Here is a 26060-nt window from a genome sequence, read left to right as displayed (position 1 = left end):
CTATTTGTAAAATCTAAAACTCTTACTATTTCTCCTACAATAGGTATTTTTACTAATTCATTGGCAAATGTGGAAATATTACATGCTGCTAAAGTCATTGTACTAATTACTGCTATCGATGCTATTTTCTTTAAATTTCTACTTTTACTTTCTTTCTTATATCTAATTCCTTTTTGAATTCCTTTATCTATATGGTCATTTAAGTTTTTTGGAACTTTTATATTATCATAATCATTTAAATTCATCCATTAACCTCCATGTAGTATACTTTTTATTTTCTCTAATGATCTATAGTGCTTTGTTTTTATAGTATTTTCAGACTTATTCATAGCCTTTGAAATATCTGTAAATGTCAAATCTGCAAAGTATTTTAATACTAATATTTCTTTCTCATCTTTTTTTAATTTATCTAGCGCTTTATATAAATCTATCTTTTCTTCTATCCTCTCATATGAATCGATTTTTATATCTTTTTTATAATCGTCAAAATGTATAACTCTTTTCTGTTTTTTAAGAATACTTAGTGCTTCATTTATAATAATCCTCATTAACCAAGTATCAAAATATTTATTATCTTTTAATTTTTTTAAATTTATGTAAGCTTTAAATGTTCCTTCCGATACAACATCTAAAGCTAATGTCTCATTTTTTACGTAACAAAATGCAACTTTATAGAGTTTTTCACCTCTTGCTTTTAAAAGCTTATCAAAGCTATTATTACATCCTTCTTTAGCTTTTTGAATTAATATATTATCATTCAATTTTTTCCCTCCCAATTGGTTACATCAGTTAGATATATTTATGATATAAATAGTTTCATTTTTTTGAATATGATTTATTCTCATATATTTTTCTATTCGTAAGTTTTATATCTCTTCTTAATTACGGCCTAAATCTAATAATACTTGATGATTTTAACTACTAAATAGTTTCATTTTTTTTTATTACATTATTGAAATCGAAAATAAAATAAAAATATTGTATTATTAAAAAGCAAATTTAAATAACTGTAATCATTTATAAAATTTTAAGCTGTTAATAATTAAGAGGAGTAAGAATATGAAATTAAAGAAAAAATTATTTATATCTGTATGCTTTATAATAATGTGTCTATCAGTTGGATGTAGCTCAACTAAAGACACAAAAAGTATTAAAGATCCTACTATTGAAAAAAGTGAAGAAGTAGCTGAAATAAAAGAAAATATTAAAGAAGTTAATATGGTTAAATACGAAGGTGTTATAGAGCATCTCTTCGTTCATCCGCTTATAGTTTATCCAGAATTAGCATACGATGGAGACTATGAATCCAATACATTATCAAAGTGGTTTGTCACAACTAAAGAGTTTAAAAATGCCCTTGGCGAATTATATAGAAATAACTATATACTAGTAGCATACAAAGATATTTATGAAGAAAAAACAATTGATGATAAAACTCTAACTGTTAGAAAAGATTTAATGTTACCTGAAGGTAAAAAACCTATAATAATATCAGTAGATGACTTAAATGCTAATAAATATATGCTTGGAAACGGAATAACTGAAAAATTAGTATTTGATAAAGATGGTGAAATAGCAGGATATGTTAAAAATCCTGAAGGTAAATATATCGTTAGTAAAGATACTGAAATAGTGCCTGTACTTGAAACTTTTATAAAAGAACATCCTGATTTTTCTCACAATGGTGCAAAGGGGACTTTAGCAATAACAGGGTTTGAAGGTATATTAGGATATAGAATACAACAAAATTCTATTAATAGAGAGTCTGAATTAAAAGAGTGCAAAAAGATAGTAGAAAAATTAAAAAATGATGGTTGGGAATTTGCAAGTCATAGCTATGGTCACCCTAATCTTGAAAAAATATCTTTAGAGCGTTTAGTTAACGATACAACTAAATGGCATAATGAAGTCGAATCTGTCGTTGGAGATACTAAAATATATATAACACCTTATGGGTCATGGCCGACAAAAGAATCTGGAGGATTAAAATATTTAAAAGATAGGGGATTTTCAATCTTTGCAGGTGTAGGTCCTATATCATATGAAAAAATATATAAAGATCAAAATTTAGTAATGACAGATAGAAGAAATTTAGATGGTGGAACATTACTTAACAAAAGGGATAAGTTTTTAGATTTATATGATGCCAATTTAGTTATAGATTATAAAGGAAGAAAGATTTCTAAATAAAATAAAAAAGACTGTAAATAAATTTATCTACAGTCTTTTTATTTATTACATTTTATGGAATGATTTAGATTGCTTGATATTAAAAATTTATTACTTAAATAAAGATTTTATTTTATCTAAAAAATTTTTATCTTTTGGCTTATTATTATCTAATATTTGCTGTAATCCACCCTTACAGTTTCCACATCCCGTTCCCGCTTTTGTAACTTTTCCTATTTTTTCTACTGTGTCTGCTCCATTTTTTATTGCTTTTACTACTTCTTCCTCTGTTACTTTATAACATCCACATACTATTTTTCCTTGTGCCATTTTATATACCTCTCTCTTATTTTTTATTTTGTATATTACAATTTATTTTTAATAGAATAGTATTCACCTTTTATTACTAATTAGTGATATTTATATAAAAAAATTTATAATTCCTTAAACTTCTTTAATATATCTTTTAGTAGTATTTTTTCTTCATCAGTTAATATATCAAAGATATTATTTATATTTTTAATATGTTCAGGCAATATTTCTTCTATTATATTTACTCCTTTATCCGTTATAGATATTATTGTAGACCTTTTATCTGATGGGTCTTGAATTTTCTTTATAAAACCATCCTTTTCTAAATTTTTTATTACAACTGTAATATTTCCAGATGTAGTTAATATTTTCTCCATTATCTCGCCTATTCTTAAATCACCTTTATTGTATAGAACTTCAAGAACCCCAAACTGTGAAATAGTTAACCCACTTTCTTTAATAGTTTTATACTCTATATTATGTATCTTATGTTCTGCTCTAGTAAAAGCTATCAATGTAGATAAATTAAGTTGGCTATCATTAATTAGTGTTTTTATATTATTCATATATGAAATTTATCACTAATTAGTGCTACCGTCAATGTTAAAAATTTCTAAATAAAATAAAAAAAGACTGTAGATAAAATTATCTACAGTCTTTTTCATTATTACACTTTATGGGATAATTTGGATTTCTTGATAGCAATAATAAGTCTTATCTTCTGTTTCTATAGTTATTGAATCATTATCTATAATCACTTCTTCTATAGTATCTTCAGCAATTTCAAATAATGTATTTTGTTTAGAAGTACCAAAAGTTAAATATCCTTCATCTTTCTTAGCTTTATATTTAAATTTTATGCAAGCATATTGAATCTCAGATTCTTCAATACTTCTTTTATCTTTAACTATTATTTCTCTATAACCATTTTCTATAAGAATGTTTCCTATTTTATAGGTTAATTTATTTTTCATATTATCATCTCCAAAATTAAAGCTGTATTTTAGTCAATTTTGTGTATGCTGACTACAGTATATTTTTCTCCTAATATATATACTATTTGCTCATCACTTAACACACTTTCAAGTACTATTGATTTATCTTCTAAGTTAATTTCAACATTGGTAACTTCTTTATTTTCTTCAAATAAACCTCTTATTCTTGCTACACAATGTCCACAATTCATTCCAGTTACTATTATTTGCTTTTTCATATTTAAATATCTCCTTATATTCACTTTATTAAGTTTGTTGTTTTAAAGTAATCATTTTACTTATAAGCCTTAAATCCTTTTAGTCTAAGTGCATTACTTATTACAGATACTGAACTTAAACTCATCGCTGCTGCTGCAAGCATTGGATTTAATAATGGTCCTCCAAACATATATAACGCTCCTGCTGCTACTGGTATTCCTACTGTGTTGTATGCAAATGCCCAGAATAGGTTTTGCTTGATATTTTTTATAGTTTCTTTACTTAATTTTATAGATGTTGGAACATCCATTAAGTCACTTCTCATTAAAACTATGTCAGCAGATTCCATAGCTACATCTGTTCCACTTCCTATAGCTATACCTATATCTGCTTGTGCTAATGCTGGAGCATCATTTATTCCATCTCCAACCATTGCAACAAATTTACCTTGTTCTTGAAGTTTTTTAACTTCATTTGATTTATCTTGTGGCAAAACTTCTGCAAGTACTATATCTATTCCAACTTCTTTTGCTATTGCATTAGCAGTTTTCTTGTTATCGCCTGTTACCATAGCTACTTTTATTCCCATGCTATGAAGTTTTTCTATTGCTCTTTTACTACTTTCTTTAACTACGTCAGCTACTGCTATTATTCCACCTAATTCATTTTCTAAAGCTATATACATAGGTGTTTTACCTTGCATTGCTAATTCATCTGATTTACTATTTAAGTCTCCTAAGCTTATTTTTCTATCATCCATAAGCTTCTTGTTTCCAAGTAATACATTTTTATTATCTATAGTTACCTCTATACCATGACCAGGTATAGCTTTGAATTTTTCTACTTTCATAAATTCAATATTTTTTTCTTCGCCAAATCTTACTATAGCTTCTCCTAGTGGATGTTCTGAACCTTTTTCAGCACTTGCTGCTATTTTTAATAAATAATCTTTATCAACATTGTTAGTTACTACTATATCTGTAACTTGAGGTTTACCTTCTGTTATTGTTCCTGTTTTATCAAATATTATAGTATCTATCTTATGAGCTAATTCTAATGCTTCTCCACCTTTTATTAGTATTCCATTTTCTGCACCTTTACCTGTTCCTACCATTATTGCTGTAGGCGTTGCAAGACCTAAGGCACATGGACAGGCTATTACAAGAACTGATATAAATATTGTAAGTGCAAATTCTACACCTTTACCTCCAACTGTAAACCAAAGTAATGCTGTTACTATGGCTATTGTTATAACTGTTGGTACAAAATAACCTGATACAGTATCTGCTAATTTTGCTATTGGTGCTTTTTTACCTTGAGCATCCTCAACTAACTTTATAATTTGAGCTAAAGCAGTATCTGATCCTACCTTTTCTGCTTTAAACTTTATACTACCATTTTTATTTATACTTGCTCCTGTAACTTTAGATCCTACATTTTTTTCTACAGGCATACTTTCTCCTGTAAGCATAGACTCATCTACAGAAGTGTGGCCTTCCACTACTATACCATCTACTGGTATTTTACTTCCTGGTTTAACTATTATTACATCTCCAACTTCTACTTCTTCTATCGGTGTTTCTATTTCTTTTCCATCTTTTATAACTATTGCTGTTTTAGGTTGAAGTCCCATAAGTTTCTTTATAGCTTCACTTGTTTTTCCTTTTGATCTTGATTCTAAATATTTACCAAGTAATATTAGTGCTATTATTATACCTGCACTTTCATAATATAGTTGGTGATGTTCATGACTTGCTGCCATATTTGTAGTAGCCATTTGGAATGTTGTATATGCACTATATAAAAATGCTGCTAATGTTCCTATCGCTACTAGCGAATCCATATTTGGACTTTTATTTATAAGTGCTTTAAATCCATTTGTATAGAATTTATTTCCTGCTATCATTACTGGTATTACTAATACTAATTGGATTAAAGCGTAATTTAACGAGTTTGTCATTGGATTTATAAAATCCGGAACTGGCCATGGCCCAATTGGACTTGGTACCATAGGTCCCATTGCTATATAAAATAGAGGTATAGAAAACCCTACCGCTACTAAAAACTTTGTAAATAGTGTTTTAATTTCCTTTTCTTTTCTTAGCTTATCTTCATCTACATTTGAATCTTTACTTGAGCTTTTTTCTAATACTTTGTATCCTGCTTTTTCAATAGTATTTCTTATTTGAGTTAATTTTAATTTAGATGTATCATAGTTTATAGTAGCTTTTTCTGTAGCTACATTTACATTAATATTTTCTATACCATCTAGCTTATTAACTGCCCTTTCTATTGCTTTTGCACAAGATGCACAAGTCATACCACCTATTTTAAAATCTATTTTATTGTAGCTAGCATCTTCTAATAGATTATATCCTGCTTTTTTTACCGCCTTTTCTAAATCCTCAAAGCTAACTTTTTTATCATCATATTCTATAAGAATTTTTTCTGTAGCCATGTTAACACTTTGATTAGCTACTCCATCAAGTTTTTTAACAGCTCTTTCTGCAGCTTTACCACAAGCTGAGCATGTCATACCAGTTACTTTATAACTTCTTTTTACTGTATTACTCATTTTGTATCTCCTTTCATATTTTATAGACTATATATCTATAAACCGTATTTTATTTATATATTTCAGCCGCTTAATTTGTATTTTCTAATACCCCCTATGGGTATCTTGTAACTATAGTATAGCTCAATTTTTTTATTTGTCAACAATATTTATAAAAAAATAAAAAAGATATTGTGATCCCACAATATCTTCTTTGCCTAAAATTTATTATCTATTTGAGTTATATAATTTTTCAAGCTCATCAGCTACAAACTGTACTTGTGTTCCTACTACAATTTGTATACTATTTTTACCTGGTCTAATTATACCTGATATACCTGATGATTTAATAACTTTTTCATCTACTAATGATTGATCTTTTATTTCTAAACGAAGCCTAGTTATACAGTTATCAATAGACACTAAATTTTCTTTTCCACCAAGTCCTCTTAATATGATTTCTGCTTTTTCAGCAAAACTATTGTTTGAAAATCTTGAAGAGTTATCTAAAGCTTTTGAAGTATTATCTATTTCTACCTCATCTTCTTCTCTACCTGGTGTATGTAAATTAAATTTAACTATGGCGAAACGGAATACTACATAATAAACTAAAGCAAATGCTAAGCCTATTGGTATTATCATCCATGGATTTTCAGCCATTGGAGCTTTAAAGCTTAAGAACCAATCTACGAATCCTGCACTGAAATTAAATCCTGATCTTACTGGTAATAATGTACATACTACTCCTGATATACCTGTTAAAACAGCGTGTATAAAGTATAAACCTGGCGCTAAGAACATAAATGCAAATTCTAATGGTTCTGTAACACCTGTAAAGAATGAAGATATAGCAGTTGCTAATAATAATCCATATACAACTTTTTTCTTCTTATCTTTTGCAGTATGATACATTGCAAGTGCCCCTGCTGGTAAACCAAACATCATTATTGGGAAGAAACCTGTCATATACATTCCTGTAACACCTTTAGTTCCTACTGCTCCTGCTGTTCCCCAGAAGTTAGCTATATCATTTATTCCAGCTACATCAAACCAGAATACTGAGTTAAGTGCATGATGAAGGCCTGTTGGTATTAATAATCTATTTAAAAACATATATATACCAGAACCTACTGCTCCAGTAGAAATTATTGATTCACCAAATGATACTAATGCATTAAAAACTACTGGCCATACAAAGAATAATACTAATGCAGCCAAAGCTGATGTAGCTGCTGTTACTATTGCAACCGATCTTTTTCCACTAAAAAATGATAATGCATCTGGTAACTTAGTCTTTTTAAATCTATTGTAACAACTAGCTCCTATTAAACCTGATATAATACCTGTAAACTGAGTTTTTATTTTAGTAAATGCAAATGCTACTTCAGAAACATCTACACCTTTGAAGAATGCTACTGCTTCTGGTGCTAATAGTGTTGTAATAATTAACCATGAAACAAGACCTGCAAGACCAGCTGTTCCATCATTGTCATCAGACATTCCAACTCCAACACCTATTGCAAATAAAATTGCCATGTTATCAATTAATGCGCCACCTGCTTTTATTAAAAAGGCTGCTAATACACTATTTGCTCCCATGCCTGTTGGGTCAATCCAGTAACCAATACCCATAAAAATACTTGCAACTGGTAAACATGCAACTGGAAGCATTAATGACTTACCTAGTCTTTGTAAATATTTCATCATAAGAAATATCCCCCCTTATATTTTTTATTTCAAGGATTCCATCCTTAAATCCATTGTTATATTTCTTTATCTTATAGCTTCAATAACTTTATCTAATTTTTTTACTTGTCCTACTTTAATATCTAATATATTGCTAAATTCAGGTGTATTACAAATTACAATTGGAGTAGTCGTGTCATACCCAGCTTCTTTAATTTTTTCTAAATCAAACTCAACTAATAAATCTCCTGCTTTTACTTTGTCCCCTACATCCACGTAAGATTTAAAATGTTCTCCTTTTAAATTAACAGTTTCAAGTCCTACATGTATTAATATTTCTACACCATCTTCACTTACTAAAGATACCGCATGTTTTGTTTTAAACATAATAGTAATTTCTCCATCTACTGGAGCTACAACTCTACCATTACTTGGCTTTATTGCAATACCTTTACCTAGTATTTCTTCTGAAAAAGTAGGGTCATTAACTTCTTTTATAGAAACTGATTCACCTTCTACTGGTGATCCAATTAATATACCTTTATTTTCTTTTTTTCCTAGTTTTTCTTTTAACTTTTTAAACATTGTCTTCCTCCAAATAGATATTATATTTCTAAAGTTCATGTGTAAGCATAGATACTCTTTTAATATGTACTGTTAAATATGCTAACTCTTCTCCAGAAACATTTTTATTGTATTTATCTTTTATATAGTTTTTTATTTTCAGACTGCACTCATATTCTTTAGGGTATCTACTGATAATTATGTCTGCAAATATATCATCATTTTCTTTTAATAATTCGTCTGCAAATATCCTTTGAGATAGAAATTTTAAATGAGTAATAAATCTTGAGTAATGTAGACTTTCCTCATCTAGTTCTATTTGATAAAAATCTTTAACAATTTTTAAAGTATCACTTATTAATGTAGTGATTTTAAGTGCATCTTTCATATCTGTGTTGTACTCCGCATTTACAATATGAAGTGCAATATTTGCTGCCTCATCTTCAGTCATACTTATTCCTAATCTTTTTTTAATTAATCTAACAGCATATTCACCTATTAAGAATTCACTTTTATAAAATTGTTTTACTTCCCATAATAATGGATTTGAAAACTGCATTCCATTTTCAAATCTCTGTACTGCAAAATTAATATGATCAGTTAATGTAATATATATATTTTGATTCAATCTTTTACCTAAAGTCCGCCTTGTGTAGCTAATAATCTCATGTGATACTTTAAAATGTTCTAAAGGTAATTTTTCAATAAGTTGCTTAAATTTATCAATGGCAGATTGACTGTCCATTGTAAAAATCTTGTCTACTTTGCGCTTATCAATTTGTTCACCTTCTATTGCTTTAAAACCAATGCCCTTTCCCATAACAACAACTTCTTTGTTATTTGCATCGTAAGCACAAACAACATTATTGTTAATCACTTTTGTAATCTTCATAAATATTTTCATGCCTCTCTTTTTAAATTTAAACAAAAAATGACCAAACCTTATAAAACATTATAAAAAATATAATGTTTTATAAAATTTGGTCTTGCCTGCATAATCAGTAACACGCCAAATGCGTTATATCCAGTTATTATTTAATATAAATATAACGTTTCAAAAAAAATTTGTCAATATTTTTAATTAATATTATTAATAAATTTCAGCAAAATTAATAATTTTATAAGGTTAATATACTAAATTATCTAGTTTTTTAATTATTTTTCTCTATATTTTTATATCTACTTTATATTTTATTATATTGTTTTATTTAGAGTAATAATTTCTTTAACATCGTTGCACTCAATTTCAATTGCATATACTTCATTTTTATAAACTTCTCTAAAGCTTACTTTTTTTTCTATAACTGGATTTTTATAATTAAAAAAAATCGTATCTTACTGCTGCTATAATATCTCTATTTTTATATAAGTTATAAGAATAGTATGTATCTTCCTCGCTATTTAAAATTGATCCTTTAGGGTCTATTTTCAGGTCAGATTGCTTATTTTCTATAGTTAAAGTTATATTCCAATTCTCACTATCTCCCACAAGTTTAATATTTCTATTTTCATTTATATCAATTACAGATATACATACTATCATTACAGACAGTATTGTTATTATTATATGTATTATCTTATTATTCAATTTTATATCTCCCAAACTATTTAAATTTATTTTGCGTGATATATTTTAAAAGATAAATATAAAATCCTCTCTTAATATCACTATTATATATAACGATATTAAGAGAGGATTTGTGACTTTTTTATATATTAATTTTTTTAATCTAAAGTGTATTTTTTTAGTTATTATATAACTTAATATTTAAATCTATTTAGATGCTTTCCAATCACTAGTGTACTCATCAAATAAGTCATTTATAGCTTTTCCTATTTCAACATATTGCTCATCCTTTAAATTTGCAAGAGAAACACGAATCGACCAAGTTGGACCTTCAAATCCACCACCATTTAATAATACTATACTGTGTCTTTCAGCCAATTCAAATAAGAACTCTATAACATCTCGTTCTTCCTCTAAGTATCTTGCAAAATCTTCTCCATATTTCATTTTAGCCCAAATTAATAAATCATATTGATTGTAATAAGATGTACTATGTGGATCTACTCTCATTGGTAATCCAATTAAGTTGTCATATAGTAAATGTTTGCGCTTTCTACAAATAGACTTTGTTTTTCTTTATAAATGTTATCACTGTCTAGCAATGCAAATATCGAAAAGATTGCCATTTGTACTTGTAAAGGCGTTGATAAACCTGCTGTATGATTTAAAGCCACTTGTCTACTATCAGCTACTATTCTATCTATAAATTTAATTTTCTCTGGCTCAGTAGTTAAAGATGAATACCTTTCTGCAATTATATCTTTTTTATCCTTTGGTAGTTCTGATATTAATTTATTAAATATATTCTCTTTAGCAAGTGCTATAACACCCAGTCTCCAGCCTGTTACTCCAAAATATTTTGAGAAAGAATATACTCCCAAAGTATTATATGGCATTGTAACCATTAAAGATTTAAAGTTATCTGCAAAGGTTCCATATACATCATCTGTTATAATTATTAAGTTTGGATTTTTCTCTTCAACTATTTTCTTTATGTAATCCATTGATTCTTCATCTATTGAAACTGATGGTGGGTTACTTGGATTAACTACACAAAGGGCTTTTATACTAGGGTCGGCAAGCTTATCTAACTCTTCTTTTGGATATTGCCAGGTATGTCGCCCCTCTTCACTCATTGCCGATGCTCGAACTTCTACAACATCAAATTGATATCTAGGCAAATCCGGTATATCTATATATGGTGTAAAAATCGGAACCATTAATGCTAATTTATCACCTTTATTCATTAAATAATTAGCTATTAGTGAATCAAATATATAGCACATTGCAGCAGTACCACCTTCTACTGCAAAAAGATCTTGTGTCGCATCTTTTAAACTTCCACCCATCTCTTTAATTAAGTATTCTCTTACTACTTTTTCAATTCTAATTAGCATACGGTCTGGCACTGGATAATTATCACCAATAATACCATCAACTAATTCAAAAACCCATGAATCGGGTTCAAAATCATGTTTCTCTATACCATAATCTACAATTTTATCTAATAGCTCAATTCCTTCTGCAGTTTTGTGGTTACTATAATAAGTCTTAAATCTATTATATATGCCTGCTTTTTCTGGCATACCCGCTAAGTCACCATCACACCATATTCTTTGACTTTCATGTACTGAAAATTGTCCTAATGTAAAAAATGCTTGCCTTGGAGTTGCTGCTGTCCAGTTTGGATTTCCTCTCCCTGCATTAAGTAAAACTCTTACACCTTTTTGTTCTGATTTTTTAGCTAAATTTATTAATTCATCTTTTAATTCAAAAGGACTCAGTGCCTTAACCTTTTCGATTAGTTGCTCTCTCTTAATTTTTCTATCATTCATAAATTTTACACACTCTTTCTTTTAAATAATTATAAAACAAGATCTTATGCGAAAAATCATATAATTAATGAACTTCAAGCTATTAAGCTTCTATTCTTTTCGTTATCAAAATTATTTTTACCAACTATCGATGCATTATCCAAATTGCATTATATGTTATATTTAGCTTCTATATTCAAATCCCTCTTATTATGTCTCCAAAATATTGGTAAGCTCATATTCGTATAGTTAAATATTAATAACATATACTATTTATAATTACATAATATTGTTTTATACGGAGGTATATATGAAAAAAATACTAGTCTCGACACTTTGTCTTTTATTACTTTTTACAAATATTTCATTTGCTAATTCAAATTTAGTAGAAAAATCTATTAAGGATTTAGACATGGTTAATAATAATATAAATATTCTCTTTAAAAGTATTTTATCTAAAGAAAATCTTAATAAAGATGATATTTTTAAGCAAGTAGCATTTAATGATTCTATACTAGCTGAAAACTCTGATAAAGTAATTACAGCATATTCTAAAGAAAATAACTTAGCGTTGAAAAGAACATACTCTTCAATCATATATGTTAATTCATTATATCAATTAAGCTTATCTAGTTTATTAGTTTATTTAAATGATACAAATCAACTAGATTATTTCCTTGATGCCAGTGCAAGTTCTGTTACTGCAAATACCCTGTTATTACAATTAAAAGCTGATAGCAAAAAATAAATAAAAAGCTCTAGAGATATTTCTAGAGCTTTGCTTTATTATATAAAGTTAATTAAAATTTACTTGCTATTTCTTTAGCTTGTTTTTTACCATTTTCTATTATTTCATTTATATCTACAACACCAGTATCTGTATTGTCTAATGCTATTGTTTTCATATTTGTAATTCCGAAAAATCCTAGTATAGTTTTTAGATATTTATCTCCCATTTCATATGGTGAATTATTATAGTCTCCACCTCTAGATACTATATGAACTGCTTTTTTATTATTTAAAAGTCCTACTGGTCCTTGTGCTGTATATTTAAATGTTATACCTGATACACTTACATAATCTATATATGCTTTTAATATTGCTGGAATACTTAAATTCCACATTGGAGCTGCAATTATGTATTTATCAGCTTGTGCAAATTGGTAAGCATATTTTAATTTGGGATGATTTTTACTTTCTTCGTCTTTAGGACTAAATAATTTTTCTAAATCTTCTGGTCTTAAGAAATCTATGTTTTCTTTGTATAAATCTAATGTTATAACTTCATCATTAGGGTTGTTCTTTTTGTATTCTTCTACAAATTCATCTGAAACTTTAAATGTTCTTGATTGACCTTCTGGTTTAATATTTGCTTTTATATATAATACTTTACTCATTTTATTTCTCCTTTTTAGTTTAAATTTTATACATTTATTTTAACTTTCTTAATCTACTTTAAATTTACTTGTATGATAAATATATACCCAATTATTTAGCCTATTCACCTAAATTTATAATATTTGCTTCTTTTATATATTCTTCGATTATACTCTTTCCTACATTAAAGTAGCTTATACATTTATCAATTATGGCTGCATCGCTACTGACTACTCTATCTAGTTTATCTAAAATAACATCTGCATTATTTACCAATTCAACTTCAGTCTTAATTTTCCAATCATTAGCATAATCTAGTATTTTATATTTCAGATTACCAGAATTAGAAACTGGTGAATCTAAATAAAATTTAACTCCTTTGCAGTTATATTTTTTTAAAAATATTCCTATCAAATTTAAGGCTTCATCTGTTTTATCAATAATTTTATAAGTTCCCCTTAGACCTGCTAAATCTCTAATACTATTATCACTACCTAAAATTAAAGTTCCTCCAGATAATGCAACCTCAAGTGTTATTATCAAATTAAATCCATCTATACATATAGGGCCCTCACTTATTTTATCTATAGAAAGCTGTTTTGATTTTCTTATTTTTTTATTTTCATTACAGCATAAAGACCTTTTTAATGCATCTCTTTGTCTTAATGAAAATTGATATCTATCTCCTACAAAATTTACTACTGAATCTATTTTATAATCTCTATTTATTAACCACTCAATTTCTTCTTTGGCTTTTCTTAACCTTATTAATTCTTTGTTAGAAAACCATCTTTTATCATTTTCATCAAATCCTCTTTTTGATACTTTAGTCATAACATAATTCACATCCTTATTGTTGATGTATATAATATTGTTCTCTTTTATATTATTAGTCTATATGCTTTGTTGTAAACAAGTTTTTAAATCATATCCGATACAATTTTTCTATTAATAAGAGCTTTTTAACAATAAATAAAAAAGCTATGAATAACCAATGTTAATCATAGCTTTTTATTTATATATAATTACTTAACTTTTATTTCTCCTGTAACTAGTTCAGTAGCTTCTTTCATTTCTTTTCCATCAGCTTTAGCTTTTTCCATCTTTTCTGCCATAACTTTTTCAAAATCAGCTTTTATATCTTCACTAGCAAATAATAAGTTCCCATCTATTTTACAGTTATTTAAGTTGAATCCTAATGCATCTACAAATACATCACCTTTTATAGTTCCATTAACTAAAGTAGTTTGTGGACTCTTAACGTTTAATACTGGAACTGTTAAAGTATATTCTTCTGTGACTTTTTTATTTTCATCTTGAGCATAGAATCCTAACTTTCTATATTCCCCTTTTGATTTATCATCCTTATTGTAGAAAACTCCGTCAACAGTTAAATCTTTATCACTTGTTAAATTTGCAACTGGTGTTACTATCCATTTTCCATCTGTAGCTATTCCTTTTGTAAACTCATCTAAAGATGCTGGTAAAGATGCAGTACCTACAGCATCTACAGTTTCTTCTGCTTTAGTTTCTTCCTTTGGTTCTTCCGCTGGAGCAGAACTACACCCTACTGATAAAGATGTTACTAATAATAATCCTAATAATACCGGTTTAATTTTCATAAGTTAAACCCTCCCCCTTAAGTATCTTTTAGTCTAGTTAATTATATCACAATTATATATAATATTAAGAAATTTCTATTAATTTTTCCTATTTTAGGTATTTAAAGTTTTGTTGTTAGATAAAAAATATTTATATCTGTTAATTTGATATATAGATATTTCTAATTTTTTAATTAGCAAGTTTAAAGTCTGAATTTGTTAATTCGAAATTATTTTTTATTCCATCTGTTATAAACACTTCTTTTTTATCTGTTATAAATATTGCATCTATACCATCTAATGATTCTATAAGTTTTAATCCATTCTCTAAACCTTCTGTAAATATTAGTGTTGAAAGGGCATCTGCATCTATTGATTTATCTGCTATTATAGACACACCTTGAATATTTGTTTCAAAAGGATACCCTGTTTTAGGATTTAAAATGTGGTGATATGTAGTCTCATCTTCTTTTATAAATCTTTCATATACTCCCGTTGTAACCAAAGATTTATCTTCAATTTTAATGCTTCCGACAATATTCCCTCTTTCATCAAATGGATTTTGAATACCTACCTTCCACTTCTTATCCTTTTCCTTTGAACCTAATGCATATATATTACCACCAAAGTCTATAATTGCCTTTTTTACTCCTTCATCTTTAAGAAGTTTCGCAATTTCATCAGCTGCATATCCTTTAGCTATACTACCAAGGTCTATAATCATACCTTTTTCAGCTAAAAATATTTCATTTTTTGACTTATTAATTTTAACCTTGGAATAATCTACATACTTTATAGTTTCTTTTATTTCTTGCTCTGTAGGCACTTTTGCCTCAGGAAGTCCTATGCTCCAAAGCTTAACTAAGGGACCTATGGTAATATCATATCCACCATTTGATAACCTTGAATATTCTAACCCTTTTTCTATTATTTCAAGTGTGAAATCACTAACATTAATAGGCTTTATACCTGCATTTTCATTTAGTCTATCTAGTTCAGTTCCATCTTTGTTTATACTAACTAAGTCTTCCATTTCCTTTACACGTTTAAAAACTTTATCCATTATCTTTTCATCTTGATTGTCATAAATTTTTATAGTTACAGCTGTTCCCATAAAAATTTCAGTTCTACTTAATGGTTGAGATTGCTTAGTCTCTTTTGCACAACCAATTAATCCAACAACCAACACAGTTAACATAAATATATAAACCACTTTTTTTCTCACTTAATCATTCCCACCTTTTTTATGATAGCTATATGCTAATTTATAAAACTTTGTATTCTATTTTTTTATTTTATATATTCTTCACAAAATTAGCAATAATTTGTTCACACGTATCTAGCTTTACTTTTAGAATGGGCTTTTTTCTTCATAAGTTAATACATTTTCTTTAATAGTCTTATACTCTAAGCTGTATATTTTATGTTATGTTCTAGTAAAAGTAAAAAGCTATTAATTAAATAATTAATAGCTTTTATTTTAAATATTTACTTTTTTCATTTTTTAATTTATTTCAAATTCAGTATTATTCTTATCTATAAATCCTACTTTTATTTCGCAACCAAGTATTTTTTCTAATAAACTTGCTAATTCATCTCTAGCCTTTATTACATTTGAATTATTTACATTATTAAATCCATCTATCGGGAAAAATATATTCTTACTTTCTTCAGTTATTTTTCCTTGTTCGCTTTGTCTCCATATCCATCTTCTCGTTCTAACTTTATCCCCCGCAGAATAAATAAGTTCACCATCGTCTAATTTCTCTATCTCTTCACACCCTAAAGGAATAAAAACATCTCCCTGCTTTGAAAATCTAACATTAATATCTCCATCTAAAGTATCAATATCATGTGCACCTAATGGCAATATATATTTTAATGAAATTATATTTCCTATATCTACAATAGGATTTATACTCGGTAGCCCTTTACCCTTTGCAACTCTTGTAAGCATTGCTTCTATAGAACTCATAAATTTATTAGGATTTATTCCCAAACTTTTAAATGCGTCTCTATAGCATAATACTTCCTCTAGCTCTTTAACTTTTTTATCTTTAAACTTTATTTCATCTTCTTCTATAATAGCTTTTAGCATATTGTTAATCTCATCATAATTTTTTGTATTATCAATTCCTTTAGCTACTACAATTCCAAAACATGGGTTATCTAGTTTTTCAAAAACATCTTTTGATACAACAAATTTCATAACTGTCCTCCTAAACTTTATTATTTCTATAATAATAAACGTTCCAGTAACTGGAACGTCAATATTTTTTTACAGGTATTTGAATTTCAGTTACAAATTCTGATTGTTTAGTTGTTAGCCCCGAATCAATTAGTGTTATTTCTATTGAATCTTCTATAATTTTATATGATTTTTTATCTATATAATCTAAAATTTTTTCATAGTAAATACTAGAATCATCATGTGTCCCATTAAATCTAATCGATACATAAGTACCTTTAGGCAATACTTTCAACATTTCTTTATTATAATTATCTCCTTCTAACATAATAAATGCTGAGTTGTATTCATCAAATAACTTAGCTTTTAGCTTTTCCTTTGATATTGATACTCCAACTTTGCCTAAAAATATAGAAGACTTTTTTTGTTTTGATGTATTTTCTAGTTTTCTAATTGATAACTCTAAATCCCCAAAAGTTTTTACTTTTTCTTTTAAAATAAGTACTAATCTATCTTCAAAGTCTAATTCAACAATCTTATTTAATTTTTCGTAGTTTATTGAATCATTTATTTGATTAATTCTATTTTGAATTTTTTTATTTATAAATTCTAACTCTCTTATTTTATCTTCCGTTATCTTCTTTTGAGCCTCAAAAAGTTCAAGTATATTATTAGTACTTCTATTTTCTAAATGAAGATTTATATTACTTAAAGGCATATCAAGGTCTCTTAAATATTTTATAGTATTTAACTGTTCAAATTGATCAGTTGTATAATATCTATAATTATTTTTTTCATCTATAAAATTTGGTTTAAATAAATTTATTTCATCATAGTATCTTAATGTTTTTTTATTAATATCAAATAATTTTGATATTTCTCCAATAGTAAATATGTCTTTCATATTCTTATACCGTAATCTATCTCCTTTTTATAAAGTTTCTTTTAACTTTATAAAAAAGTATATCAGATATTTTATCTTAAAATACTTATAAAAATAATTTTATATAAATGGTACACATAATTTACAATTATCTATAGGTGAATCTATAAGTTTACAGTCGACTCCAAATACATCTTTTATAAGGCTTTCATTTATAATACTATCTTTATGACCTTTAGCAAGTATATTGCCGTTTTTTATTGCAACTATGTTATCAGCATACTTTAAAGCATGATTTATATCGTGAATAACCATTACTATTGTCCTATTTTCTTTTTCATTTAAATCTTTTAAAATATTTAGAATTTCTAATTGATACTTTATATCTAAATGGTTTGTAGGTTCATCTAGAAGTATTATATCTGTATTTTGTGCTAATGCTAATGCAATCCAAGCCCTTTGTCTTTGTCCACCAGATAAACTATCTAAAGTTCTATCTTTATCATCTATAAGGCCAACTTTTTTTATAGAATCTAAGACTATTTCTTCATCTTTTTTACTCCAAAACGATAGTAAATTATGGTAAGGGTATCTCCCTTGTTTTACTAAATCATAAATAGTTAAATCTTCTGGAGCATTACTGCTTTGAGGAAGCATTGCTAATAACTTAGATACTTCCTTCGAAGGCATCTTAAGAATATCTTTGTTTTCCATTTCTATAGACCCATTTTTAGGCATAAGTATTCTTGCTATGGCTTTTATTAATGTAGATTTTCCACATCCATTAGAACCAATTAATGCTGTAATTTTTCCTTTTTCTATATCTAAATTTATATTATCTAATATAATTTTTTCATCGTAACATAATTTTAAGTCTTTTGCTTTTATCATTTTTATCTCCCCTTCGAATATTTTCTATTTTTTATTAAAAGATATATAAAGTAAGGTGCTCCTATTGAAGCTGTAAAAATACCTATAGGTAAATCTTGTGGATAGAATAACCATTTAGAAGCAAAATCAGCTACTAAAGTTATAATTCCACCTATAAGTATTGAAAGGGGAATTAAATTCTCAAATTTTGAGTCTACAAGTTTTCTAGCAATATGAGGAGCTATTAAACCTACAAATCCTATACCTCCTCCAATAGTCACAGCCCCTGCTGTTAATCCTGCCGAAATACATAAAAGTATTAATCTACTCTTACGTAAGTTGTTTCCAAGAACTGTTACCACATCATCATCTAATTGATGTAGATTTAAATCCTTTATAAATATTACTGCCATTATGGCAAAAACAAAGAATGTCGCTGTTATCATTATTACATGATTCCAATTTGAACCATATATAGTACCTGTTATCCAAGTTGTCGCTTCTTTTATAAATATTACTGGACCATTTATAATAAGAATATTAGTTAATGCTTTACAAATAGCTGAAACTCCAATTCCTATTATAATTAATTTACTTGTCGAAGTAGATTTTCCATAAATAAAGAAAATTACTAGTAATGCTAAAAATGAAAATGCAAAAGTAAATATAGGCATATACAGTATTGATGTTGTTAATGAGTTATTTTTAGGATCTGTAAAAATAGTTAAAAATACTAATGCTCCAACAGACCCACCATTTACTATTCCTAATATATCAGGTGATGCTAAAGGATTTTTAACTACTCCTTGAAGTATAGCTCCAGCTAATGCTAAAGACGCTCCAACAAAAAATGCTACAAGAACTCTTGGTAATCTTATATTCATTACTAAAATAGAGGAAAACCCTGTATCTATTCCTACTATACTCTTTAATACATCTAATGGATTTACTATTACTTCTCCAAATCCTAAAGAGAATGTAATAAGTAAGACTGTAATAAATAGTAAAATACAACTTAGCTTAATAGTTTTTTTGCTAACATTAATCATTAATTATTCCTCCTTTTTGCAATATATATAAAGAATGGACCACCTATAAGTGCAGTTAATGCTCCAACTGGAACTTCTTTTGGATAAATTATAAATCTTGACATTATATCTGCAAGTAATAATATGGCCGAGCCCGTTAATACAGAAAAAGGTATAAGCCATCTATAATCTGTACCAATAAATTTGTGTACTATATGCGGAGTTACAAGTCCAATAAAAGCTACAGGTCCTGCAAGTGCTACTGACACACCTGATAAAACTGCAACCATGGCTATTATAACTATTTTTAAATGTAGTGTTTTCATTCCTAAAGACCTTGCCATCTCTTCTCCTAATGAAAATACATTAAGTTTTTTTCCAATAAGTAATGTTGATGCTATTGCTATTAGTATTATTGGGGCAAATTGGAGAATAAGCTCTATTTTTTTCCCTTCAACAGAACCTGTCATCCAATATACAACTTGTTCTAGGGCAACATCATTTTTATATAAAATACCTTGTGTCAAAGAAAATAATAATGCGGCTAAAGCAGTTCCACCTAGTGTTAAATCCATCGGCCTTACATCCTTAAAAAGACCTCCTGATAATATAAAGACTAATGCTGAAGCAAATAAAGCTCCAAAGAAAGCTACCCATGCAAGACCTAGTGTAGATATTTGTGGTATATAAGTCATGGCTATAACTAAAGCAAATACAGCTCCAGAGTTTATACCCAGTATACTTGGGGAAGCTAATTTATTTCTTGTTAGTCCTTGAGTTAAAAGCCCTGCTACCCCAAGGGCACCTCCAACTAAAAGAGCATTTAAAGTCCTTGGAACTCTAGATGTTTTTATTATTATATGTTCTTGAGAATTATTGAAGTTTTTATATGCATCTATAACCATATCGTAAGATGTATGTATAAAACCTTTAGTAATGCTTAAATAACATAATATAAAAATTAGTGCTGTTAACATTAAAAGTAATACGGCTTTACCTTTATTACTTTTTGAAAAATTTTTCATACATTTTCCTCCATTTTGTTTTATTGATAAAAATTATCAATTCTTATTGATATTCTTTTTCAATTATGATATCATAATCGCATCGATATATCTACATTATTCGACAAAAATTATAAAGTAATAGGAGGATTACTACATATGCAAAAAAAATTGCTATCTATAATTTCATTAAGCGTAATAACTATGGGCTTACTTGCTGGATGCTCAAGCCCATCTTCAGATAAAGCTGAAGATACATCAAAAGGAAAGACTGTATCTATACAAGATGCTATGGGAACAGCAGAAGTTCCTACAGATCCTAAGAGGGTCGTTGTATTAACTAACGAAGGTACTGAAGCTCTGCTTTCTCTTGGAGTTAAACCTGTAGGAGCTGTAACTGGTGTTACTGGTGAATGGTATGACCATACTAAAAAAGAATTAGAAGGTGTTAAACCTCTTGGAAAAGAAAAATCTGTAAATATAGAAGCTATTGCTGCTTTAAAGCCAGATTTAATAATCGGTAATAAAATGAGACATGAAAAAATATATGATCAATTAAAATCAATAGCTCCAACTGTTTACTCAGATACTATAAGAGGTGCATGGAAAGATAATTTCAATTTCTATGCTAAAGTTTTAAATAAAGAAGCTGAAGGTGAAAAAGCTATAAAAGAATATGAAGATAAAGTAGCTTACATACAAGATAATTATAAAGACAAATTAGATAGTGAAGTATCACTGGTTAGATTTATGGATGGAAAAACTAGAATATATCTTGGAGATACTTTCGCAGGAACTATACTTAAAGAAATAGGATTTAAGAGACCAAAAGCTCAACAAGGAACAGAGTTTGTTAACGAAATTGGTAAAGAAAGATTAAAAGAAGCTGAGGGAGATGTAATGTTCTACTTCACTTATGAATTAGGTGATGGTAAAGGACTTGCTAGAGAAACAGAATGGATAAATGATCCATTATTTAAATCTTTAGATGTAGTTAAAAACAATAAAGCAATCAAAGTAAATGATACTACATGGAATACAGCAGGTGGTATAAAAGCTGCTAACTTAATGCTTGATGATTTAACTAATATATTAAAAGAAGGTAAATTCTAAATAAAAACCACCCTAGGGTGGTTTTTCTCATTATATGATAGAATAGAAATTGAAATAATATCTACATTTATTTTAGGTTAATAGTAGACATTATTTACATATTATTGGGAGGATATATTATGAGAATCAGACCTATTTCTCAAGACGATATTCCAAAGGTTGTAGAGACTATGGTTAGTAGTTTTATGAAAGATGAATTATATTCTTATTTTATCGCCGAAAATGACAAACGAGAAAAAGTTTTAAGATTGTTCATGAAATTTAGGCTAAAGTTTGGTATAAAAAATGGAATTGTTAAAGTTACAGATGATTGTAATGGTGTCGCTATTTGGATTTCTCCAAATGCAAAAATGAAACCAACTGATTTAATTTTTCTTGGAGGTATAACTGCTCTATTAACATGTAATAGTAATGAAAGAAAACGAATACTAAGTTTTAATAACTACTCTGAACAGATTGTAGAAACTTGTGTACAACAACCTTATTGGTATTTATCACCAATTTGTGTTTCAGAAGAATTTCAAGGTAAAGGATATGGTAAAAGTTTGATTTTAGATGGACTTAAAGATATTAATCTAAGTGAAGCTCCATGCTTTTTAGAGACACAATCTGATAAAAATAAATCAATTTATGAAAAATTTAAGTTTGAATGCGTTAGCGCTACAAATGTTCCTGAAGCTTATATTATGAATTATGGCATGATCTATAATTTTACACACGATGAATATAACAATGACAATTAAAAATGACACCTATAACTTATAGGTGTCATTTTAGCTTTATCTAATTCTACTTACTTTTTATTATATTTTTAGCACTTATAAATGTAGCTAAGAAGTAAGCTCCATAGACAACACATATAAATACCGATGCCAATATTATATTAGAAACCATATTAGCTGTTCCAAATTCACTTACAACCTCATTTGATACATTAAGTCCAACAATAGAGTGAACTATTGCTAGTCCTAGAGGTAATAAGAAATATATTCCTATCTGAGAAAATAGTGCTTTGTTAATCATGGATTTATCAACACCTATTTTTCTAAGTAATCCGTATCTTTCAATATTATCAGTAGCTTCTGATAACTGTTGCAACGCCAGGATTGCTCCACTTGTTATTAAAAATACTATTCCTAGGTATATCCCTAGATAAGCCATCACAGTCGATGTTCCTAAGTCTGATGTTACACGTTCTTCTTTTGTTAATAGTAAAAAATATACTTCTCCTCTAGTTTCTTTATCTAATTTTTGAAGTTTTTTATCAACTATTTTTAGTTCATTTTGACTCTCATTATTTAGCTTCATAACAATATTAGAATCTGTAATTTTTAAATTTTTGACTGCATTATCTGGAACTACTATCTGACCAATATCTGAAGTGCTTTCCATATTGTTTATATTTAGCTTTATTGCATATTTATATTTTGAATTATATTCTTTATCATCAATTTTTATTGTATTTTTATTTTCTAAAAATTGTTTATAAGCATTTACCATGCTTTCTTCTCTTGCGAAAATTAAGTATTCATTATCTTTTAAAGATACTTTTTCTTTACCTTGAAATTTCAATAAATTATTGTAATCTGATAATTTTATTATACCTATATTATCCATAGCTCTCATGTATAAAGTATCTTGCTTTGATAAGCCTTTTGTATTTTTTATTATACTATCTATAGATATTTTACTTTCATAAATTTTATAATCTAAATATGAATTTGAATACTTACCTATATTTATACCATTTTCTTCTAATATTTTAACGCTATCTTCATATCCTCTTCCGTAAATTGTAGCATCATATGGGTATTTATAACTTAAATCTTTAGTTAATGCCATATTTATTCCTAAACCTGAAGATAGCACGCATATTGTTACAAATAGCATTAAAGATATAATTGTCATAGAAATGAAGTTTGTGTTAACCTTACTACTAATTTGTCTTACTACAAATAGATTTAAATTCTTTAAATAAAAATTGTCCTTAGATTTAATTATTGTTAATATAAATCCTGATAAAGACATAAACAATAATAAAGTCCCTATAACTCCTAGTACAATAGAGCCATAGAAAAATATATTTATACTTAATATTCCATTTATAGTTATCATTGTGTATGCGCTACCTAAAATAATTATAGATACTAAAAATATAACTAATGATGTTTTTTTATTTTGTAATTTAAGTTCTTCATTTTTTTTAGACCCATATATTAAATCAATTAACTTATACTTAGATATAGAATACGAGTTAAATAATATTACGCATATAAATATTATTCCAAAACAAACTATAGTCTTTACCAATGAATCACTTGAAAATATAAATGTAAAACTTGCTAAGTCAGCTTTAAATAGTTTAGCTGTTAATAATGATAATCCTTGAGAAGCAAATATACCTATCCCTACGCCTACTACGAGTGCAACTATTCCTATTATCATAGTTTCAAGTACTAATATTTGAGATATTTTATGTTTCCCCATACCTAGAGTACTATAAATTCCAAGTTCTTTTTTTCTTCTCTTTATTAAAAAATTATTAGCATAAATAACTAAAAATCCTAGTATAACTGCTATAAATCTAGAGAATATCTCCATAACTTCTGATATCATCCTAAATATTTCTTGCTGCGATGAATTAATACCAACCATTACCTTCTGAGATTCTATAGAATTAAATGTATAAAATATTGCCACTGAAAATGTTAATGTTAAAAAGTATATAGCATAATCCCGAAAGCTTCTTTTTACATTTCTTATTGATAAATTAAAGAACATTATTAGAATCACCTCCAAGTAAAGTTACTACATCTATAATTTTATTGAAGAAGTCTTTTCTTGACCCATCTCCTCTTTGTATTTCTGTAAAGATTTTTCCATCTTTTATAAACAGTATTCTATGAGCATAACTTGCTGTAAAAGCATCATGGGTTACCATAAGTATAGTTGCTCTCATCTCACTGTTTAATTTTTCAAGAGCATCAAGTAACAACCTTGCTGATTTTGAATCTAATGCTCCTGTTGGTTCATCTGCTAGTATCATAGACGGATTAGTTATGATAGCCCTAGCACAGGCTACTCTTTGCTTTTGACCTCCTGACATTTGATATGGGAATTTATTTAATACTTCTGTTATTTCTAGCTTCTTAGCTATTTCTTCTATTAACTTTTTTATTTCATTAGGCTTTCTTTTTTGTATAGTAAGGGCTAGTGCTATATTTTCGTATGCTGTAAGTGTATCTAATAAATTAAAATCTTGAAATATAAATCCTAATTCATCTCTTCTAAATTTCTCTATTTCTTTTGACTTTAATTTTGTTATATCAGTATTGTTTATTATTAATTCACCAGATGTAATAGTATCAATTGTAGATATACAATTTAATAAGGTTGTTTTTCCACTTCCACTAGGTCCCATTATACCTACAAATTCACCCTCATTTATTTTGAAATTTATTCTATCTATAGCTTTTGTTACATTTCCTTTATTTCCATAATATTTTTCAATATCATTAACTTTTAAGATTTCTTTCATCTATATTCCCTCCTAGTTATATATTATCTTTTTCATTTTATAAAATTATTTTAACCTAATTTATGATTTACTCATATTGATTTAGTTTTCATTAACCTTTCATTATTGAAAGAAAAATTAATTTCAATTATATCACCAACACATTCTCTCAAATTTAGTGGCTGAAATTATAAAAAACCTCAGACTTCAGTCTGAGGTAATATAAATGGTTAAATTTTAAATATCGGCTATGCGTTTAACTTTTGAAAGTAAAAACTTATAAGTTATGAACATAAATAAGATTGTTGCTAAAATAATTAATAACCCAACTATAAGCCCTAGCATCTCCCCTGATGATATACTTCCACTACTATTTCCATAGAAAATTGTAAAGAACATTATATATATAAAAGTACTTCCTATTACTGTAGGATATATAAATACTTTAGCGAGCTGTTTCTTTATATTATTTTCAATATATTTATTACTTGCCCCAAGCTTTTTAATATCTGAAAATAATTGTTTATTATCAAGGCCAATAGTCACAGCTCTAGTGTAAGCTATTATAGCCACAGCTGCAAAACAAATTATAGATATATAAGTAAATAACATAAGAAATA

At 27.5% G+C, this 26060-nt stretch carries 28 protein-coding genes and 1 pseudogene; 4 read left to right on the top strand and 25 right to left on the bottom strand.

The features are described 5' to 3' along the window. Both BN899_RS13850 and BN899_RS13845 read right to left on the bottom strand, forming a co-directional pair. The coding region (locus tag BN899_RS13850) for a hypothetical protein (protein ID WP_042276522.1) at positions 1-245 on the bottom strand (245 nt) is incomplete at its 3' end. 3 nt (positions 246-248) lie between these two features. Next, the gene (locus tag BN899_RS13845; protein ID WP_042276519.1) at positions 249-761 is read right to left on the bottom strand and encodes a sigma-70 family RNA polymerase sigma factor; all 513 of its coding nucleotides are present in this window, start codon (positions 759-761) and stop codon (positions 249-251) included. Between the two features lie 298 nt (positions 762-1059). On the opposite strand from BN899_RS13845, the gene BN899_RS13840 reads away from it, so the two are divergent. Next, positions 1060-2190 carry a polysaccharide deacetylase family protein gene (locus tag BN899_RS13840; protein ID WP_042276517.1) on the top strand — a complete coding sequence of 377 codons (1131 nt, stop codon included), beginning with the start codon at positions 1060-1062 and terminating at the stop codon, positions 2188-2190. Between the two features lie 90 nt (positions 2191-2280). On the opposite strand, the gene BN899_RS13835 is transcribed toward BN899_RS13840, so the two are convergent. The 11 genes from BN899_RS13835 to aspD form a co-directional block, all read right to left on the bottom strand. Further along, positions 2281-2499: a (2Fe-2S)-binding protein gene (locus BN899_RS13835; RefSeq protein ID WP_042276514.1), complete on the bottom strand. Its 219-nt coding sequence runs from the start codon at positions 2497-2499 to the stop codon at positions 2281-2283. 104 nt (positions 2500-2603) lie between these two features. Continuing rightward, positions 2604-3047 carry a MarR family winged helix-turn-helix transcriptional regulator gene (locus tag BN899_RS13830; protein WP_042276512.1) on the bottom strand — a complete coding sequence of 148 codons (444 nt, stop codon included), beginning with the start codon at positions 3045-3047 and terminating at the stop codon, positions 2604-2606. Positions 3048-3155: 108 nt separating this feature from the next. After that, the gene (locus tag BN899_RS13825) at positions 3156-3455 is read right to left on the bottom strand and encodes a hypothetical protein (protein ID WP_042276509.1); all 300 of its coding nucleotides are present in this window, start codon (positions 3453-3455) and stop codon (positions 3156-3158) included. A gap of 29 nt (positions 3456-3484) precedes the next feature. After that, positions 3485-3694, bottom strand: coding sequence for a heavy-metal-associated domain-containing protein (locus BN899_RS13820; protein ID WP_042276507.1), 210 nt, complete (start codon positions 3692-3694; stop codon positions 3485-3487). Between the two features lie 56 nt (positions 3695-3750). Beyond that, entirely contained in the window at positions 3751-6249 is a 2499-nt protein-coding gene (locus BN899_RS13815; RefSeq protein WP_042276505.1) for a heavy metal translocating P-type ATPase, read from the bottom strand. A 207-nt stretch (positions 6250-6456) separates the two neighbouring features. Continuing rightward, positions 6457-7935, bottom strand: a complete 1479-nt coding sequence (gene nagE / locus BN899_RS13810; protein WP_042276503.1) for an N-acetylglucosamine-specific PTS transporter subunit IIBC — start codon at positions 7933-7935, stop codon at positions 6457-6459. Positions 7936-8001: 66 nt separating this feature from the next. After that, entirely contained in the window at positions 8002-8499 is a 498-nt protein-coding gene (locus BN899_RS13805; protein ID WP_042276501.1) for a PTS sugar transporter subunit IIA, read from the bottom strand. A gap of 28 nt (positions 8500-8527) precedes the next feature. After that, positions 8528-9370: a BglG family transcription antiterminator LicT gene (gene licT, locus BN899_RS13800; RefSeq protein ID WP_042276498.1), complete on the bottom strand. Its 843-nt coding sequence runs from the start codon at positions 9368-9370 to the stop codon at positions 8528-8530. A gap of 426 nt (positions 9371-9796) precedes the next feature. Further along, entirely contained in the window at positions 9797-10066 is a 270-nt protein-coding gene (locus BN899_RS13795; protein WP_042276496.1) for a hypothetical protein, read from the bottom strand. 186 nt (positions 10067-10252) lie between these two features. Further along, positions 10253-10555, bottom strand: a complete 303-nt coding sequence (locus BN899_RS20615) for a hypothetical protein (RefSeq protein WP_330362565.1) — start codon at positions 10553-10555, stop codon at positions 10253-10255. An 11-nt stretch (positions 10556-10566) separates the two neighbouring features. Further along, positions 10567-11880, bottom strand: a complete 1314-nt coding sequence (aspD, locus tag BN899_RS13790; protein ID WP_330362564.1) for an aspartate 4-decarboxylase — start codon at positions 11878-11880, stop codon at positions 10567-10569. A 289-nt stretch (positions 11881-12169) separates the two neighbouring features. On the opposite strand from aspD, the gene BN899_RS13785 reads away from it, so the two are divergent. After that, the gene (locus tag BN899_RS13785; protein WP_042276493.1) at positions 12170-12607 is read left to right on the top strand and encodes a hypothetical protein; all 438 of its coding nucleotides are present in this window, start codon (positions 12170-12172) and stop codon (positions 12605-12607) included. A 52-nt stretch (positions 12608-12659) separates the two neighbouring features. Here BN899_RS13785 and BN899_RS13780 read toward each other — a convergent pair whose 3' ends face one another. The 9 genes from BN899_RS13780 to BN899_RS13740 form a co-directional block, all read right to left on the bottom strand. After that, entirely contained in the window at positions 12660-13256 is a 597-nt protein-coding gene (locus tag BN899_RS13780; protein ID WP_042276491.1) for an FMN-dependent NADH-azoreductase, read from the bottom strand. 100 nt (positions 13257-13356) lie between these two features. After that, positions 13357-14070: a DUF434 domain-containing protein gene (locus BN899_RS13775; RefSeq protein ID WP_042276489.1), complete on the bottom strand. Its 714-nt coding sequence runs from the start codon at positions 14068-14070 to the stop codon at positions 13357-13359. Positions 14071-14261: 191 nt separating this feature from the next. Next, positions 14262-14858 (bottom strand): hypothetical protein, encoded by a 597-nt coding sequence (locus BN899_RS13770; RefSeq protein WP_052356861.1) that lies wholly within the window; start codon positions 14856-14858, stop codon positions 14262-14264. Between the two features lie 169 nt (positions 14859-15027). After that, on the bottom strand, positions 15028-16062 hold the full coding sequence (locus BN899_RS13765) for an FAD:protein FMN transferase (protein WP_242824193.1): 1035 nt from the start codon (positions 16060-16062) through the stop codon (positions 15028-15030). A gap of 279 nt (positions 16063-16341) precedes the next feature. Further along, positions 16342-17046 carry a B3/B4 domain-containing protein gene (locus tag BN899_RS13760; protein ID WP_042276487.1) on the bottom strand — a complete coding sequence of 235 codons (705 nt, stop codon included), beginning with the start codon at positions 17044-17046 and terminating at the stop codon, positions 16342-16344. 58 nt (positions 17047-17104) lie between these two features. Then, positions 17105-17929, bottom strand: coding sequence for a MerR family transcriptional regulator (locus tag BN899_RS13755; RefSeq protein WP_042276485.1), 825 nt, complete (start codon positions 17927-17929; stop codon positions 17105-17107). Between the two features lie 99 nt (positions 17930-18028). Continuing rightward, positions 18029-18799 (bottom strand): ABC transporter ATP-binding protein, encoded by a 771-nt coding sequence (locus BN899_RS13750; RefSeq protein ID WP_042276484.1) that lies wholly within the window; start codon positions 18797-18799, stop codon positions 18029-18031. Between the two features lie 2 nt (positions 18800-18801). Further along, positions 18802-19827, bottom strand: a complete 1026-nt coding sequence (locus BN899_RS13745; RefSeq protein WP_042276481.1) for a FecCD family ABC transporter permease — start codon at positions 19825-19827, stop codon at positions 18802-18804. Beyond that, a complete protein-coding gene (locus BN899_RS13740) occupies positions 19827-20831 on the bottom strand; it encodes a FecCD family ABC transporter permease (protein ID WP_042276479.1) in 1005 nt (334 codons plus the stop codon). Before BN899_RS13740 ends, BN899_RS13745 begins: the two co-directional genes overlap by 1 nt. A 138-nt stretch (positions 20832-20969) precedes the next feature. Between BN899_RS13740 and BN899_RS13735 the strand changes: the two genes are divergently transcribed. Together BN899_RS13735 and BN899_RS13730 are read left to right on the top strand one after the other, a co-directional pair. Continuing rightward, positions 20970-21923: an ABC transporter substrate-binding protein gene (locus tag BN899_RS13735; protein WP_042276477.1), complete on the top strand. Its 954-nt coding sequence runs from the start codon at positions 20970-20972 to the stop codon at positions 21921-21923. Positions 21924-22042: 119 nt separating this feature from the next. After that, on the top strand, positions 22043-22666 hold the full coding sequence (locus tag BN899_RS13730) for a GNAT family N-acetyltransferase (RefSeq protein WP_042276475.1): 624 nt from the start codon (positions 22043-22045) through the stop codon (positions 22664-22666). A 46-nt stretch (positions 22667-22712) separates the two neighbouring features. Here the strand turns inward: BN899_RS13730 and BN899_RS13725 are convergent, their stop codons facing one another. From BN899_RS13725 to BN899_RS13715, 3 genes and pseudogenes are all read right to left on the bottom strand, one after another. Continuing rightward, a complete protein-coding gene (locus BN899_RS13725) occupies positions 22713-24704 on the bottom strand; it encodes an ABC transporter permease (protein WP_042276473.1) in 1992 nt (663 codons plus the stop codon). Next, the gene (locus tag BN899_RS13720; protein WP_042276470.1) at positions 24694-25461 is read right to left on the bottom strand and encodes an ABC transporter ATP-binding protein; all 768 of its coding nucleotides are present in this window, start codon (positions 25459-25461) and stop codon (positions 24694-24696) included. Before BN899_RS13720 ends, BN899_RS13725 begins: the two co-directional genes overlap by 11 nt. A gap of 216 nt (positions 25462-25677) precedes the next feature. Then, a pseudogene (locus tag BN899_RS13715) lies at positions 25678-26060 on the bottom strand (FtsX-like permease family protein); the annotation flags it as partial.

Source organism: Faecalimicrobium dakarense (assembly GCF_000499525.1).
Taxonomy (GTDB): Bacteria; Bacillota; Clostridia; order Peptostreptococcales; family Peptostreptococcaceae; genus Faecalimicrobium; species Faecalimicrobium dakarense.
The sequence above is the reverse complement of the archived record's forward strand: the minus strand, read 5'-3'. Positions and strand labels throughout refer to the sequence as shown.